The organism is Actinomadura formosensis (assembly GCF_050948385.1).
Classification (GTDB): Bacteria; Actinomycetota; Actinomycetes; order Streptosporangiales; family Streptosporangiaceae; genus Spirillospora; species Spirillospora formosensis.
On record NZ_CP192011.1, the window covers coordinates 5,342,166 to 5,355,211 of the forward strand.

16 protein-coding genes and 1 pseudogene are annotated in these 13,046 nt (G+C 70.6%); 6 read left to right on the forward strand and 11 right to left on the reverse strand.

Annotation, left to right across the window (positions count from 1 at the left end; translation table 11 throughout):
- Positions 1–18 precede the first annotated feature (18 nt).
- The gene (locus tag ACQP1N_RS25115) at positions 19–255 is read left to right on the forward strand and encodes a hypothetical protein (RefSeq protein ID WP_131732467.1); all 237 of its coding nucleotides are present in this window, start codon (positions 19–21) and stop codon (positions 253–255) included.
- A gap of 316 nt (positions 256–571) precedes the next feature.
- Here ACQP1N_RS25115 and ACQP1N_RS25120 read toward each other — a convergent pair.
- Positions 572–1,006, reverse strand: a pseudogene (locus ACQP1N_RS25120) (PfkB family carbohydrate kinase); the annotation flags it as partial.
- Between ACQP1N_RS25120 and ACQP1N_RS25125 the strand changes: the two are divergent.
- The 3 genes from ACQP1N_RS25125 to ACQP1N_RS25135 are packed head-to-tail and all read left to right on the forward strand — an operon-like array spanning position 925 to position 1,738.
- Entirely contained in the window at positions 925–1,239 is a 315-nt protein-coding gene (locus ACQP1N_RS25125) for a hypothetical protein (RefSeq protein WP_433232928.1), read from the forward strand. The pseudogene ACQP1N_RS25120 and the gene ACQP1N_RS25125 sit on opposite strands and share 82 nt — an antisense overlap.
- A gap of 18 nt (positions 1,240–1,257) precedes the next feature.
- Entirely contained in the window at positions 1,258–1,491 is a 234-nt protein-coding gene (locus ACQP1N_RS25130) for a hypothetical protein (protein ID WP_433226996.1), read from the forward strand.
- On the forward strand, positions 1,415–1,738 hold the full coding sequence (locus tag ACQP1N_RS25135) for a hypothetical protein (RefSeq protein WP_433226998.1): 324 nt from the start codon (positions 1,415–1,417) through the stop codon (positions 1,736–1,738). The genes ACQP1N_RS25130 and ACQP1N_RS25135 overlap by 77 nt, the downstream gene beginning before the upstream one ends.
- A 153-nt stretch (positions 1,739–1,891) precedes the next feature.
- On the opposite strand, the gene ACQP1N_RS25140 is transcribed toward ACQP1N_RS25135, so the two are convergent.
- Together ACQP1N_RS25140 and ACQP1N_RS25145 are read right to left on the reverse strand one after the other, a co-directional pair.
- Positions 1,892–2,503 (reverse strand): TetR/AcrR family transcriptional regulator, encoded by a 612-nt coding sequence (locus ACQP1N_RS25140; RefSeq protein WP_067792428.1) that lies wholly within the window; start codon positions 2,501–2,503, stop codon positions 1,892–1,894.
- Between the two features lie 9 nt (positions 2,504–2,512).
- A complete protein-coding gene (locus tag ACQP1N_RS25145; RefSeq protein ID WP_433227000.1) occupies positions 2,513–3,301 on the reverse strand; it encodes an IclR family transcriptional regulator in 789 nt (262 codons plus the stop codon).
- A 224-nt stretch (positions 3,302–3,525) separates the two neighbouring features.
- Between ACQP1N_RS25145 and ACQP1N_RS25150 the strand changes: the two genes are divergently transcribed.
- Positions 3,526–4,749 carry an NAD(P)/FAD-dependent oxidoreductase gene (locus tag ACQP1N_RS25150; protein ID WP_433227002.1) on the forward strand — a complete coding sequence of 408 codons (1,224 nt, stop codon included), beginning with the start codon at positions 3,526–3,528 and terminating at the stop codon, positions 4,747–4,749.
- Positions 4,750–4,827: 78 nt separating this feature from the next.
- Here the strand turns inward: ACQP1N_RS25150 and hcaB are convergent, their stop codons facing one another.
- From hcaB to ACQP1N_RS25170, 4 genes are read right to left on the reverse strand one after another with little or no spacing between them, the layout of a single operon-like run.
- Complete coding sequence (gene hcaB, locus ACQP1N_RS25155) at positions 4,828–5,637, reverse strand: 3-(cis-5,6-dihydroxycyclohexa-1,3-dien-1-yl)propanoate dehydrogenase (protein WP_433227004.1); 810 nt, start codon at positions 5,635–5,637, stop codon at positions 4,828–4,830.
- Between the two features lies 1 nt (position 5,638).
- Positions 5,639–5,980 (reverse strand): non-heme iron oxygenase ferredoxin subunit, encoded by a 342-nt coding sequence (locus ACQP1N_RS25160; RefSeq protein ID WP_242608773.1) that lies wholly within the window; start codon positions 5,978–5,980, stop codon positions 5,639–5,641.
- The gene (locus tag ACQP1N_RS25165) at positions 5,940–6,812 is read right to left on the reverse strand and encodes an aromatic ring-hydroxylating oxygenase subunit alpha (RefSeq protein ID WP_433227006.1); all 873 of its coding nucleotides are present in this window, start codon (positions 6,810–6,812) and stop codon (positions 5,940–5,942) included. Before ACQP1N_RS25165 ends, ACQP1N_RS25160 begins: the two co-directional genes overlap by 41 nt.
- Positions 6,809–7,717, reverse strand: a complete 909-nt coding sequence (locus ACQP1N_RS25170; protein ID WP_433227008.1) for a VOC family protein — start codon at positions 7,715–7,717, stop codon at positions 6,809–6,811. The genes ACQP1N_RS25165 and ACQP1N_RS25170 overlap by 4 nt, the downstream gene beginning before the upstream one ends.
- Before the next feature lie 155 nt (positions 7,718–7,872).
- Between ACQP1N_RS25170 and ACQP1N_RS25175 the strand changes: the two genes are divergently transcribed.
- The gene (locus ACQP1N_RS25175) at positions 7,873–8,724 is read left to right on the forward strand and encodes an alpha/beta fold hydrolase (RefSeq protein ID WP_433227010.1); all 852 of its coding nucleotides are present in this window, start codon (positions 7,873–7,875) and stop codon (positions 8,722–8,724) included.
- Between the two features lie 50 nt (positions 8,725–8,774).
- On the opposite strand, the gene ACQP1N_RS25180 is transcribed toward ACQP1N_RS25175, so the two are convergent.
- The 4 genes from ACQP1N_RS25180 to ACQP1N_RS25195 form a co-directional block, all read right to left on the reverse strand.
- The gene (locus ACQP1N_RS25180; RefSeq protein ID WP_207394020.1) at positions 8,775–9,419 is read right to left on the reverse strand and encodes a DNA alkylation repair protein; all 645 of its coding nucleotides are present in this window, start codon (positions 9,417–9,419) and stop codon (positions 8,775–8,777) included.
- Between the two features lie 189 nt (positions 9,420–9,608).
- Complete coding sequence (locus tag ACQP1N_RS25185) at positions 9,609–11,114, reverse strand: hypothetical protein (protein WP_433227012.1); 1,506 nt, start codon at positions 11,112–11,114, stop codon at positions 9,609–9,611.
- Positions 11,115–11,275: 161 nt separating this feature from the next.
- Entirely contained in the window at positions 11,276–12,112 is an 837-nt protein-coding gene (locus tag ACQP1N_RS25190; RefSeq protein ID WP_084262303.1) for an SAM-dependent methyltransferase, read from the reverse strand.
- A 184-nt stretch (positions 12,113–12,296) separates the two neighbouring features.
- On the reverse strand, positions 12,297–13,037 hold the full coding sequence (locus ACQP1N_RS25195; RefSeq protein ID WP_433227014.1) for a hypothetical protein: 741 nt from the start codon (positions 13,035–13,037) through the stop codon (positions 12,297–12,299).
- Between the last annotated feature and the right edge of the window lie 9 nt (positions 13,038–13,046).

The window sequence follows — 13,046 nt, forward strand, 5'->3', positions numbered from 1 at the left end:
GTGGCGTGCCGTCTTGTGGTGACTGCAGATGATCTGCGGGTGTGGGTGCGGGGGCTGTTCGCGCGGATGGCCGGCCGCTTCGGGCGGGCGAAGCCGCGCCGTCAGACGCGGGCGTATCTGACGGGCCTGCTGGCTCCAGTGGAACACGATGACCTGCGGTCATCGCTGACCTGGGACCCCGGAATCTCGCTCGCCGCCCTACGCCGCCGGGCCGACATCGCACCGCTCGACCTCGGTGCGCTCGCCGTCCCCTAACCCGTCCCCGACCGGATCGACTTCGCGCCAGAGCCGCCGCGTGGGCTGGCGCGAATGCTGGGCGGTCGGCAACGCCACGACATGGATTTGCGGGCGGCCGAAGACGCCTTCGCCAGGGCACAACATGAGTACCGCGAACGCGCGGCGTGCAGGCCGACCGCAAGAGGGATCTCTCCCTGGACGCTGAGCACGTCCCCGTGGACCAGGTGGGTGAGCGACCGGTCGACGTCAAACGGGCTGAGGGCGTCGGCGGCGCCGGCCACGTGGCGACGACCTGGTTCGCGTCGTCGGCGACGAGGATGAAGCTGCGCCCGGTGGCCGCGCCGGGAACGCGGACGACTCCCTTGGCGCCGACGCCTTCCCCGCGGAGGAGTTCCAGTGCATGATCCCCGACGGGATCGTCCCCAACCGAGCCGATGAAGCGGACGGGCATCTCCAGCCGGGCGGCCGCGATCGCCTGGTTCGCGCCCTTCCCTCCGCCGCTGTCGGCGAGCGTATGCGCCGCCACGCTTTCCCCGTCGCGGGGGGAGAGCGCGGCAGTACATACTGCTTCCACGCGCCGCCATCGGTGATCAGGTGCAACTTCCGGGCCGACAGGATCTCGCTCATGCCGATGGTGACGGCCATGCGCGGGATGGTCTGCGTGTAGCCGCCGGTGGTGCGGTGCGAGTGCGCGACGATCGTGTCCTCCAGCAGCGGCACGACGCGGGTTCTGGACGCCTTGAACTCCTCGACCGTGTAGCGGTGCCACCGGGTGGTGGGCGGTTCTGCGGAGCCGGGCTGCGGGCCGGGGCGGCCCGCGTCAGGGCCGCCGGCAACCACACCGACGTCCGCCTGATCGCGTGCGCCGAACGGGATCTGCCGATCGACGACACGGCGATGGACGCCTTCATCACCGCGTGGGAACTGGGCTTGATCGTCGGCGTCGATCGCGTCGGGCCCGAACTCGGCCACCCGGCCGCGACGCACGCGGAGCAGTTCTAACGCGCGTTCCGAGCGGGCGTGCCGGCGACGATCCACGCGGGCGAGGCGAATGGCACCGCGTCGATCCGGCAGGCGATCGAACTGCTGCACGCCCGGCGCGTCGGACACGGCGTGTCGCTCGGCGACCGAGGTGCCCGAAGGCACCGAACCGGCGGACGGCCCGGTCGCGAAGCTCGTGCGCGACCGGGGCGTCACCGTCGAGTGCTGCCCGACGTCCAACGTGCACACGGGCGGGGTGGCGACCGTCGATGACCACCCCGTCCTCCGGATGGCGCGTTGCGGGATCAGCGCGACGGTCAACACCGGCAACCGGCTCACGAGCCGGACCAGCCTGAGCCAGGAGACGGAGCTGCTCGCCACCACGTTCGCTGCCGGGCCCGACGAGATCCGCGACTTCCATGTGCGGGCTGCGGAGGCGGCCTTCCTTCCTCCCGCTGAACGCCGGCGCCTGGTCGCCCGGATCGTTCAGTTCGACGGCGGGGCCGTACCGCATCGGTGACGTGCTCATCGGAGTGACCGTCCTCGACCGCGGGCCGCCGCGCACGCTCCGGTCCGGGACGGTCGAACTCCGCTGAGGCCGATCAGACCAAGGACAGCCGCACGACCGGCGCACGATGGACGGCGGTCGGACGACCGCGGCGGGACCCGGCGGTCAGCGGGTGCCGCGAGAAGCGGCGGCGCGGTCGCGGATCGATGCCAGGACGAGCCGATGCAGGTCCTGCATTCCGGCCCTGATGTCGTCCTCGGAGCAGCCGGCGGTGGCCACGACGCCGGTGGTGTACACGATGTTGAGCGCCGCGAGTTCCCTGGCGCAGGCGGCCGCGTCGGCGACACCGTAGCCGCGGGCCACCGGTTCGATGAACTCGGCCATGAGCGCCAGGCCGCGCTGATCGACCTCGCGCATGATCGCCTGCGCCTCGTCGTTGCCGTCGTCGTGCAGCCGCAGTGAAGTGAACAGCCGGAACAGTGCCCGGCGCTTGGCGACGAGATCGGCGGCCGTCCCGTAGTAGGCGGCCAGGCGCTCGCCAGGTGAGCCGGACGGCTCGTCGGCCGCCGGCAGGCCGGCGAAGAACGCTTCGTTCCCGCGTATGAGCACTGCCCGCAGGACTCCCGACTTGCTGCCGAAATGATGGTAGATCGAGCCGACGGGAGCACCGGACGCGGCACAGATCTGGCTGATGGTCACACTCGCGTAGCCTCGCGAGCCGAACAGCCGCTCCGCCGCGTCGATGATCTGGTCACGGGTACCTTGCGGGTCGACCATGCCGGGAGCCTAACGGACCGTCGCCGTGACGCCGGCGTCGCAGAACTGCGGCATCGCCGGTGACCTGGAGATCGCCGCGGCCGCCTGGCGAAGCGGGCCGACCAGCACCTGGCCGCTGCCCGCGGACGCCGGGAACGCCACCGAGAGCGCCGCGACGGCGCGGCCGCGGACCAGCACCGGCACCGCCACGCATGCCAGCCCGTCCGCGGACTCCTCGCGGTCGACCGCGAAGCCGGCGGTCCTGATGGCGTCCATCTGGCGGCGTACCTGCTCCGCCGATGCCAGTGACGAGGCCGTCCGGCGGCGCAGCGGCTCGGTGAGGGCGCCCGCGGCGCTGCCACCTGCGGAGAAGGCCAGCAGCGCCTTGCCGACCGCGGTGCAGTGCGCCGGGAACCGGCCGCCGACCGCCGCCGGCGTGGGAACGGACCTGCGGCTGAGCAGCTTTGCCAGGTACACGACATCGGCGCCGCGCAGGACCGCCAGGTGCAGCGTCTGGCCGGTGTACCGGTGCAACTCCTCCAGGTGCACGAGCGCGGCCTCGCGCAGCGCGGCCTCCGGCGGCAGCGTCCCGAGCGAGAACATGCGAAGGCCGACGCGGTACCCGCCGTCGGCCTGCTCTATGGCGCCGATGTCGACGAGCATGGCCAGCACCCGGTGCGCGGTGGACTTCGGCAGGCCGCTGTAGCGCACGATCTGGGCCAGTGTCAGCACCCGGTTCCGGTGGCTGAACGCGCCCAGGACGGCGAACGCCTTCCAGAGCACGGACGGCGTGCCGCTGGCCGACGACTGGTCGATCATGAGTCGACCTCCAGGGTGAGCTGCTAGAACGAGCGCTCTAGAATAGATATTCCAGATGGTACGGCCGCGAGAACCGTCCGCGCAACGATCCGTTTCCGCGGCGGAGCGGGTTTCGGAAGGAGCCGTCCCGGTGCCCGGAACGGCGGGGAGCCGCCGCCGGACGGCGGCCGTAGCCTCACCGCACATCCGTCCGGCGTGGCGGCGAGCTCGTTACGGAGGTCTCAGTGGCGGCCCGGGAGCACTACCTCATCGTGGGCGGCAGCGCGGCCGGAGTGGCCGCCGCGTTCGCCCTGCGGCGAAGCGGCTTCGAAGGACAGGTGACCGTCGTGGAGGCGGGCGCGGAACTTCCCTACGAGCGCCCTCCCCTCTCCAAGGCGCTCGGCACCGGAGAGGCTGCGTCGCTCCGGCCCATCGTGCCCGCCGAGGACTACCGGGCGGCAGCGGTCGGCCTGCGCCTGCGGAGCCGGGTGGACAGGCTCGACCCGGCGCGACGCACGGCATGGCTTTGCGACGGGAGCGCGCTGCGCGCCGACCGGATCCTGCTCGCCACCGGCGCGTCCGCGAGGCGGCTGACCATCCCGGGCAGTGATCTGCCCGGCGTCATGACCCTGCGGGACGCCGACGACGCGCGACGGCTGGCGGTCGCGATCAGCGCCGGTGGGCCGGTCGTCGTCATCGGCGGCGGGTTCATCGGCATGGAGGTCGCAGCCGCCGCGCGCGCGGCCGGATGCGCCGTGACCGTGGTGGAAGCGGCCGCGCTGCCGCTGGTGGGCGCACTGGGGCGGCCGCTCGCCGAGCTGGTCACGGCATTGCACCGCGAACACGGGGTGCACGTGCGCACCGGCGCGTCGGCGGAGGCGTTCCACGGCTCCGGGACGGTGGGCGAGGTACGGCTGTCCACCGGGGAGCGGCTGCCCGCGGCCGCCGTCGTCGTGGGAGTGGGAGTCGTCCCCAATGACACGCTCGCGGCCGCGGCCGGAATCCGTTGCGACGGCGGCATCGTCGTTGATCTTCAGGGCCGGACGTCGCACCCGTGGATACGGGCGGCCGGTGACGTCACCGTGCAGCCGCACCCGCACCTGGCGACGGCCGGACGCATCGAGCATTGGGACAACGCCCTGCGGCAGGGCGCCGTGGCGGGCGCCGCCATGGCCGGTGGCCTGCGTGTCCATGACGGTTTGCCGTACTTCTGGTCCGAGCAGTACGGCCTGACCCTGCAAGTGCTCGGCAGGCCCCGCACGGGTGACGAACTGCTGCTGCGTCCGGGCGCCGGCCCGCGGCGCTTCCTGGCGCTGTGGCGACGCGGCGGAGCCGTCGTGGCGGCCGCCGGCCTGGACACCGTGCGGGACCTGGCCGCGGCCAGGAAGCTCATCGAGACCAGGACCATGGTGTCCGCCGGGAAGCTGCTCGACCCCGCGACGGACCTGCGCCTCCTCGCACGATCGTGAGCCGCCCCCGGCGCGATCGCCACGGATGCCGATGGCCGGCGGCGTCGCCGCCGGCCATGGCCAGGTGCTGCTCGCGCGTCATCGCGTGCCCGCGGGATCCGCGGGACGGGCCGGTGTACCGAAGCCGCTGACGTCGATCACGGTGCCGGTGACGGTGGCGGACTCCTGCCGCGCCGCGAGCAGGACGTAGGCGCCGACGTAGTCGGCCGGTCGCGGCGCCCGGTGCAGCGCGGAGTGCCGCCGGAGCATCTCGTCGATGGGAACCGCGTCCGAGATGGAGGTGCGATCCATGCCCAGCGCCTCCGGCCCCCGCAGATCGGTGGCCATGCCTCCGGGAGCGACGCCGTTGACGCGGATGTCGGGCGCCAGCTCGTACGCCAGTTGCCTCACCAGCCCCAGGCCCGCGTGCTTCGAGGCCACGTACAACGGCCCTCCGCCGGCGGGGTAGAGCGCCGCGTTCGACAGGGTGAAGATCATCGATCCGCGGGACGCCGCCAGCGGCGGCTGCGCGGCCTTGGCGCCGAGGAGGTACGCCTTGACGTTCACCGCGAACAGCTCGTCGAATCCGGTGGCCAGCGACGACGCGGGGGTGCCGGCCAGCGACTCGTTGAAGTCCCAGATGCCGGCGTTGCCGATGAAGGCGTCCAGCTTGCCGTACCGCTGGACGGCAAGCTCGCAGGCACGCTCGTTGTCGGCGTAGTCACGGACGTCACCCGTGATCGTGGCGATCCTTTCGCCGGCCCGGGCCTGGAGTTCCGCCAGCTTCGCCGCGGACTTGTCGATGGCCACGACCGAGGCGCCCTCCGCGGCGAACCGTTCGACGATGGCGAGGCCCAGCCCGGAGCCCGCCCCGGTCACGACGACGGAGGTGTCCTCGAGCCAACCCATATCAGCCCCCGTTCCGTTTCAGGTAGTCCTCCGGCAGCGCGGCGTACAAGTACTCGCCCACGACCGCCACACGATGCACCCTGACCGGCGCCGTCGCCGGAGGGGCGATGACCGCGCCGGTGCGCAGCGAGAACTTGGCGCAGTGCAGGGCGCACTCCACGACACCGTCCTCGGCCCAGCCGCCGGCCAGGGAGTAGTCCTGGTGGGTGCAGGTGTCGTCGATGCAGAAGAACTCGGTGCCCTGCCGGAACGCCGAGACCGGGGGCACCGTGTCGATCCGGTGCCCCTCGTCGTCCGGCACCTCACTGACCCGGCAGAGCCGCACCCACCGCCTGCCGCTCACCGACGGCAGGTCCGCGGGCCCACCGGCGCTGACGTCGGTGGTCACAGGAAGATGCTGATGCTCGGGGCCAGCAGGACGGAAGCCAGTTGCCGCCCGAGCCGTGCCCGTTGCCCGCGAACTGGCGTCCGGGCGCCTCGTAGGGCGGAAAGACCTGGAAGGCCGGATCCTCGGTGAGCGCGAGCATCGCCGACGCGTGCGCGATCGGCGCGTGGTACATGTCGCTGGCGAACTGCTCGGAGGCGAACTTCCAGTTGCAGTCGATGACCCATCTGCTGGTGCCCGGGACCAGTTCCAGCCCGCCGTCCCACCGGTCGACGACCGCGTCGAAGTAGAAGGCCATGTCGCCGAGGTAATCGGTGAACTCCGGCGTGGATTCGGACCAGCAGCCGAAGTAGAAGCCCTTGTAGTTCGCGATCCGGGGGACCTTGTGCGCGCTCCAGCGGGCCTTGTCGATTTCCCCGTGGTATCCGGCGTCCTCGGCGGGGACGTTGATCAGGTTGCCCTGCAGGTCGTAGGCCCAGCCGTGGTAGCTGCAGGTGAAGGTCTTGGCCGTGCCCGCGTCGGCGCGGCAGATCCGCATTCCGCGGTGCCGGCATTGGTTCAGGAACGCCTTGACCGACCCGTCGCGCTGCCGCACGACCAGGACCGGGTCCTCGGCCATGTAGGTCTGGACGAAGCTGCCCGGCTTGGGCAGTTGGCTGTCGTGAGCCAGGAACAGCCAGCTACGGCCGAACACGTTCTCCAGTTCGAGCTGGTACAGGTCGGGGTCGGAGTAGATGGCCGGTGGAACGATCCCGCCGCGGATCTCGGCGATGCCGTCAAGGTCGATCATGAGGTCACCTTCCCGGCGGCGGGGTCCGCGCCCGGCATGGCCGACATGTTGAAGTGGTGCCCCCACACACTCGGGGCGTCGTAGTGAGCCACCTTCCAGTCCGCGGCGTCCACCAGCCGGCCATTGCACCCGTACTCGACGGCGAATCCGGACGGGGTCACCACGTAGAAGGAGGTCATGTGGTCATTGGTGTGCTCGCCGAGACTCATCTGGATCGGGTGGTTCCCGGCGGTGGCGATGTCGAGGGCGCGGCCGACGGCCTCCAGCGAGTCGACTTCGAGCATCAGGTGCCCCAGACCGGGCGGCGGCCCGGGGATCGAGGCGAACGCGATGCTGTGGTGCCGGGGGTTGCAGTGCAGGAAGTAGCCGTTCTCCGGGCCGAGCGCGATCGTGTCGGACAACCTGAACCCGAGGTCGTCCTGGTAGAACCGCGCGGCGGCGGCACTGTCCCCGCTCAGCATGAAGACGTGCCCCAGACCCAGGTCGCCGCACACGAACCGCACCCCACGCGGGGAGATGAACGGCGCCTTGCTCAGCTCGGCGCCGACGAACATCTCGATCCGGTTGCCGTCGGGGTCCTTGAAGGCCACCACGCGCCGGACCCGCCGGGCTTCCGCCAGCCCGTCGTCTTCGGTGACGGTGACGCCCCGTGCCGTCAGGCGGCGGACGACCGCCTCGAGATCCTCCTCGTTGGCCACCTCGAAGCCTATGGCGATCAGCGTGTCCGGCCAGGGAGGGCCGTCCTGGACCTCGATGCGCCACACCCGCTCGTCGGTGCGGAACCGGGCGGGCCCGGACCCGCCGTCTCCTGCAAGCTGTGCCCCGAGGATCTGGGTGCCGAACTCGTGCCATCGGTCGAGCGGGCCGCGGACCACCAGATACCCCAGCGCCGACACTTTGTTCATCAGTGCCTCCGTTGTGGTGTTCGCCGCAGTGTGAGATGCCGGGCGCGCCGCCGCACGGATCCGTTCCGGCCAACGGAACGCCACCCGGCGTGCGCGCCAGCGGTCCATTAGGACAAAAGGACCCCGGCACCCACATTGCGAAAGAGGGATGAACCATGACCGGCACGGTGACCGAGGCGCCCGCAGAGCGCGTCATCCACCTGAAGAAGTTCCGTGTCCGCTACCGGGAGGCGGGCACCGGGCATCCCGTGGTCCTCCTGCACGGCAGCGGCCCCGGGGCCACCGGGCTGACGAACTTCAGCCCCAACATCGGCCCGCTCGCCCGCCGGTTCCGCGTCCTCGCAATCGACATGCCCGGCTGGGGAGACAGCGACACGCAGACCGCGGAGACCGGATACGACCATGCCGGGGTGCTCGTCGAGTTCCTGGACGCCCTGGGCATCGGCACGGCCGCGCTCGTCGGCAACTCCATGGGCGGCATGACGTCGATCGAAGCCGCCACGCGGCACCCCGACCGGATATCGCACCTCATCACGATGGGCGTGCCGGCCCCCGTCCACCTCGTGTTCTCCCCCGGCGACGGCCCGTCGGAAGGGCTGGCGGTGCTCTTCCAGGCATACCGGGACCCGAGTCCCGCCAATATGAGGCGGCTCGTCGAGGTAATGGTCTACGACAACTCGTTCGCCACCGACGAACTCGCCGAAGCACGGTCCCGCGCCGCTCTGGACAAGCCGGAGCATCTCGCAAGCTGGAACGACCGGATCGACGCCCAGCAGGGGTTCCCGTACTTCTCCCTGGGAACCCAGGTCCGAGGGATCACCGCGCCGACCCTCCTGATCCACGGCCGCGATGACCGCGTCGTCTCCTACGAGAACAGCCTGCACCTCGTCTCGCTCATCCCGGACAGCCGCCTCGTCCTGCTCAACCGCTGCGGGCACTGGGCCCAGATCGAGCACGCGGCCGAGTTCAACCGCACGGTGGAGTCGTTCATCGCCGCTACCGGCTGATTCCGATGCGGGAAAATTGCAAGCTGGGCTGGAAGAGTGCGGATGCGGGGTTAATCATCGTGCTTTCGGCGCACCATCTCGGTGATCCAGATGGGCGCGAACGGAGACGTGCAGTTCGGGGGGGTCGGGTAGTCCTTGAGCACCTGCAGGCGCTCACCGATGTCGATTGCACGGGCGCGGTGCTCGGCGTGCTCGATCCCGATCTGAGCCAGGCAGTGGTTCATCGCCCACTGCAGGCGATCCGGGGCGTCTTTCATCTCCGCCTCGATGACGTCGAGCAGTCCTGCGAGGTCGAGGCCCTCGGGCTTCTTCGCCACGCGCGCGGTGGTGAGCACCCAGCCGGCACTCGCGACCACCGGATCCGGATCGGCGGACCAGGCCAGGCGCAGCTCTTCGGAGTGCGGGTTCTTCTTCACCACGTAGTTCACGAGCCAGTCGTGCACCTTGGGTGTGCGCGCCTCGCGCACCATGGCGTCCAGCTCGTCACGCTCGAACGCCTTCGGGCGGCAGATCAGGATCGCCAGCAGTCTCGCCGCGGTGTCACCGGTCTCCCAGAGCCGGCACGCGAGTTCCTGCTGCGTCTTCAGCCGCTTCGCGAGCGCGCGCAGCTTGCCGAGGTTCACACCGTGATCGTCACCGTGTTTCTCGTTCACCTCGCGTATCTTCGGGTCCTCAAGCTCCGCCAGCTCGGCCATCACCCCGGCCACCGTCGTCTCGGCCACCTCAGCCCCCTTCCCGTCCCGTGCGAGATTCAGCCACGGAGACCACATATCACGCGGCGGCAGCCCCGGCATCAGGACACCATTACCCATGTCCGTTTGCGATTTTGGGCGACCGGCCGGGTGGCCTCTCTTCTCCGGGAGAGCCACCCGGCCGCGTACCGGCTACGAGTTGTCGGCGACCGCGTGGATGAGGTTCCCGCCCTGCGCGACGATGGCCGTACGCCATGCGTTGAAGGTCGGGTCGCTGACGTTGAAGGCCGTCTCGAAGTGCTGCATGTCGGGCGTGTGGATGTGTCCGGCGGGAATCTTCAGGCCCATCCGGTCCCGCAGCAGGGTGTTGCGGTAGGCGCTCTCGTTGGACAGGTAGTTGCCTCCGCCGCCGCTGTGGGAGCACGAGCCGGCGTCCGGTGGCGTCGGCGGGGCCGGTGGCGGAAACTCGGTGGGCGGCGGGTTGTTGCGGGTGACCCGGGTGGTCGATGTGCAGTCGGGGAACTCGGTGTAGTTGGTGTGCCAGACGACGCCGAAGGCGACCGAGGTGTCCGGCCAGGTGTCCCCCGGTGGGCGGGGGATCGAGGCGCCCGTGTCAGCCTTGATCATCGGGCCGACCGGCAATGTGGCCGTCGTCCACTGCGGCGGGGTGTTCAGGTCGAACGCGGCGGGTCCTCCCCAGCGGGTGACCACGCTGGTGTTGCAGCCGTGGTTGCCGACCGCGAGTTGCGGTACGCCGTTCTGGCTCGGGCACGGCTGGGACAGGTCATTGCCCGGGTAGGCGCCGTGGTACCGGCCGTTCCACTGTTCGAGGTTGAAGACGGACCCGCCGGCCTGGCTGACGGTGAGCGACGCGTCCACCCGTCGCGGACCGGGACGCATGAACGGCCCGACCGTGTCCTCGAGATAGCCCGCGGCGAACTCGGTGTAGTTGACCGGGAGCACGTACATCTCGATGTAGGTGACCTTGCCGTCGGCGGCGCGGTAGCGGGTGCCGTCCAGGGCCAGCGCGGTGGCGCCCGACGGGTTGCCGTGCCGGATGTTGTTCCCGGCCGAGCCGGGTGCCGGACCGGTCTGGCCCCCGTCCAGTGTGTAGGGGTCAAAGCCGCTGGCGATGACCCGCTTGACGCCTTTCCCGGCGGGGAAGTCGATGTCGGACATCCCCCGGGCGGCGCGGTCGAACGCGGTGATGAGCGATGCGCGGGCCCGTGAGGACAGCGAGAAGGCGGGGGTCCACTGGCGCAGCGCGGCCGTGGCCTGCAGGCGGGTCCAGTAAAGCGGCCGGTCGTCACTGGCGGGCAGGCTCCCGCGTACGTCGCCACGGTGCTGGGCGCGGTCCACGGCGGAACGCCAGAGTTCCTCGCCGGTCTGCTTGACGAGCCGGGTGGCCGCGGCCGGCGACCGGACGCGGCACAGGTGGCGGGCGAGCGCGGGGGCGACGTCGCCGAAGCCACCGCCGTCCACCATCTGCCGGGCGAAGGTCTCCGGTTGCAGGACGTCGGGGTTGTCGTTATCGGGCAACGTGTAGCCGAGCCGGCTTTCCTCGACCGACAGCGGGATGCTGCGATCGAAGCAGTCGGCCCTGGCCTGGGCGGGAGCGGCGGCCGCCACGCCCAGCCCGGCCGTGAGCAGAAGGGCGGCGCCTCCTGCGGCAACGGACCTGCGGGTGGGTCTGTTCATCCTGCTCTTCCTGGGGGAGCGCCAGCGCCCTGGGGCGGCGGCTGGGTCGAGAGAGCGGGCACCTTCCGGGTAGGCGGAGGTTCGGTTGGCGTGAACGTAGAAGTCGTAGAACAATCCGTCAAGACCACGATCATGTTGATCGTTGCCCTATCGGCAAATCCTTACGGCGTATCGACCTGTCCGACGCCACCGAAAACCGAGGCGGTCTTGAGCGAAGACTCACCATCCGGCCGCCATTCGTGAAGGCGTACGAGCCCGGGGTCGACAAGGCGGTAACCGGCGAAGATCTCCCGGACCTCCTCCTTGTCGCGGAAGACCATCGGCGAAGTGGAGTTCGCGAACGCCGCACTCCAGCCGTCCTGGATCTTCTGCGGCATGTCCTCCGTGGTCAGATGCGAGATCGCCAGGTAGGAGCCGGGCGCCTGGCGCTCCCGGAAGGCCGCCACGATACGTGCCGGGTCGTCGGCCCGGGAGATGAAGTGGAACACCGCGATGAAAAGCACCGCCACCGGCTGATCAAAATCGATCAGCTCAAGCGTGAGCGGGTTGTTGAGGATCGTCTCCGGCTCTCGCATGTCCGCGGTGACGATCCTGGTGTTCCCTCCGGACAGGAGCGCCCTGCCGTGCACGGCGACGATCGGGTCGACGTCGACGTAGACCACCTTCGAGTCGGGATCGGCCTCCTGCGCGATCTCGTGCGTGTTCCGCACGGTCGGCAGACCGGAACCGACATCGATGAACTGGCGAATGCCGCACTCTTTCGCCAAGAACTTCACCACTCGGCCGAGGAAGTGACGGTTCGACATTGCGGTGGACCGGGCGACCTCCTCGCCGACCACCTCGTACAGCTTCGCGACCGCCGTCCGATCTACCGCGAAATGGTCTTTGCCGCCCAGCGCCTCGTCATACATCCGTGCCGGAGTCGGCACCCCCAGGGGGATGTGGGAGGGAAGCTTCGGGTCACCCTTGCTCGCTGCGGAAGACTGTCCGTCCGACATTGGATCTCCTCAGGAGCGCGCCGACTTTCCGTGTTCACCCGGTCACTGTCGCGCGCTTCGAACTACAAAGGCAGCCGACTCCGATGAGGCGGGCCAAAGGTAAAAATATCAGATATACGGATCATTGCGGCAGCACGATCGGCGAACGGTGCAGCCTTTCGCGGGCGCCCGCGCGCAGCTTCGGTCACGGCCGGCTCACCGTGCGGGCCCGCACGACATGGCCGTCGCGTACCTCGACAACCAGCTCCGACCCGGACCCCAGCGGGCAGCGTACGGCCGTCGCCTCACCGTCCAGGCGACCGCTCTGGCGCACCCACTCCAGCCGTACGACGACGTCCGCCGCGAAGGCGGCGTCCGGCCCGGGACGCTCTGTGCCGGGCGGAAGGCACCCGGGCGGGAAAGCCGCAGGTGAGGGGATCGGGCGAGCCCAGCGGGCGCCGGTGCCCTCCACCCGGAGCAGCTGGCAGCGCGGTAGCCACACGGGCGAGGCCAGCGCGGCGAGCACCGCACGGGCCCGCGGCGGGCTCGGCACCACCGCCTCGCCCGTACCGGCCATCGCCCTCTCCAGCGCCGCATCGGCACCGTCGTCCGGCGCACCGTCCGGGTCGACGCGCAGGACGATTCCGGGCCGGTGGTCGCGCGGCGGCACGCAGAGCCGGCCGGCCGGGCGCTCGGGGTCGATCGGGACGGCCGGCCCGGACACCCGGGCGCGCACCTCGGCGACCAGAGTGGTCAGGCCGTCACAGGCGACCGCCGCGCCGGTCGGCCCGGTGACCAGCCATCCGCCGGCGCCGGCGGAGATCCGCAGGCCCGGCGCGGGCACGACCCGCGCGACGGCGGCCGCCACCGCGCACCGGGCCGCGAGGTCGCCGATCCAGGGACGGGCCCAGTCACCGGTCCCCCGCTCTCCGCATGCACCGCACATCCGATCGCT

Excerpts from the sequence above, each read along its gene's own strand:
- ACQP1N_RS25170 (WP_433227008.1), bottom strand. The coding sequence starts at position 7,717 with ATGAACAAAGTGTCGGCGCTGGGGTATCTGGTGGTCCGCGGCCCGCTC.
- ACQP1N_RS25180 (WP_207394020.1), bottom strand. The coding sequence starts at position 9,419 with ATGGCCGAGCTGGCGGAGCTTGAGGACCCGAAGATACGCGAGGTGAAC.
- ACQP1N_RS25195 (WP_433227014.1), bottom strand. The coding sequence starts at position 13,037 with ATGTGCGGTGCATGCGGAGAGCGGGGGACCGGTGACTGGGCCCGTCCC.
- ACQP1N_RS25185 (WP_433227012.1), bottom strand. The coding sequence starts at position 11,114 with ATGAACAGACCCACCCGCAGGTCCGTTGCCGCAGGAGGCGCCGCCCTT.
- hcaB (WP_433227004.1), bottom strand. The coding sequence starts at position 5,637 with ATGGGTTGGCTCGAGGACACCTCCGTCGTCGTGACCGGGGCGGGCTCC.
- ACQP1N_RS25175 (WP_433227010.1), top strand. The coding sequence starts at position 7,873 with ATGACCGGCACGGTGACCGAGGCGCCCGCAGAGCGCGTCATCCACCTG.
- ACQP1N_RS25165 (WP_433227006.1), bottom strand. The coding sequence starts at position 6,812 with ATGATCGACCTTGACGGCATCGCCGAGATCCGCGGCGGGATCGTTCCA.
- ACQP1N_RS25145 (WP_433227000.1), bottom strand. The coding sequence starts at position 3,301 with ATGATCGACCAGTCGTCGGCCAGCGGCACGCCGTCCGTGCTCTGGAAG.
- ACQP1N_RS25140 (WP_067792428.1), bottom strand. The coding sequence starts at position 2,503 with ATGGTCGACCCGCAAGGTACCCGTGACCAGATCATCGACGCGGCGGAG.
- ACQP1N_RS25190 (WP_084262303.1), bottom strand. The coding sequence starts at position 12,112 with ATGTCGGACGGACAGTCTTCCGCAGCGAGCAAGGGTGACCCGAAGCTT.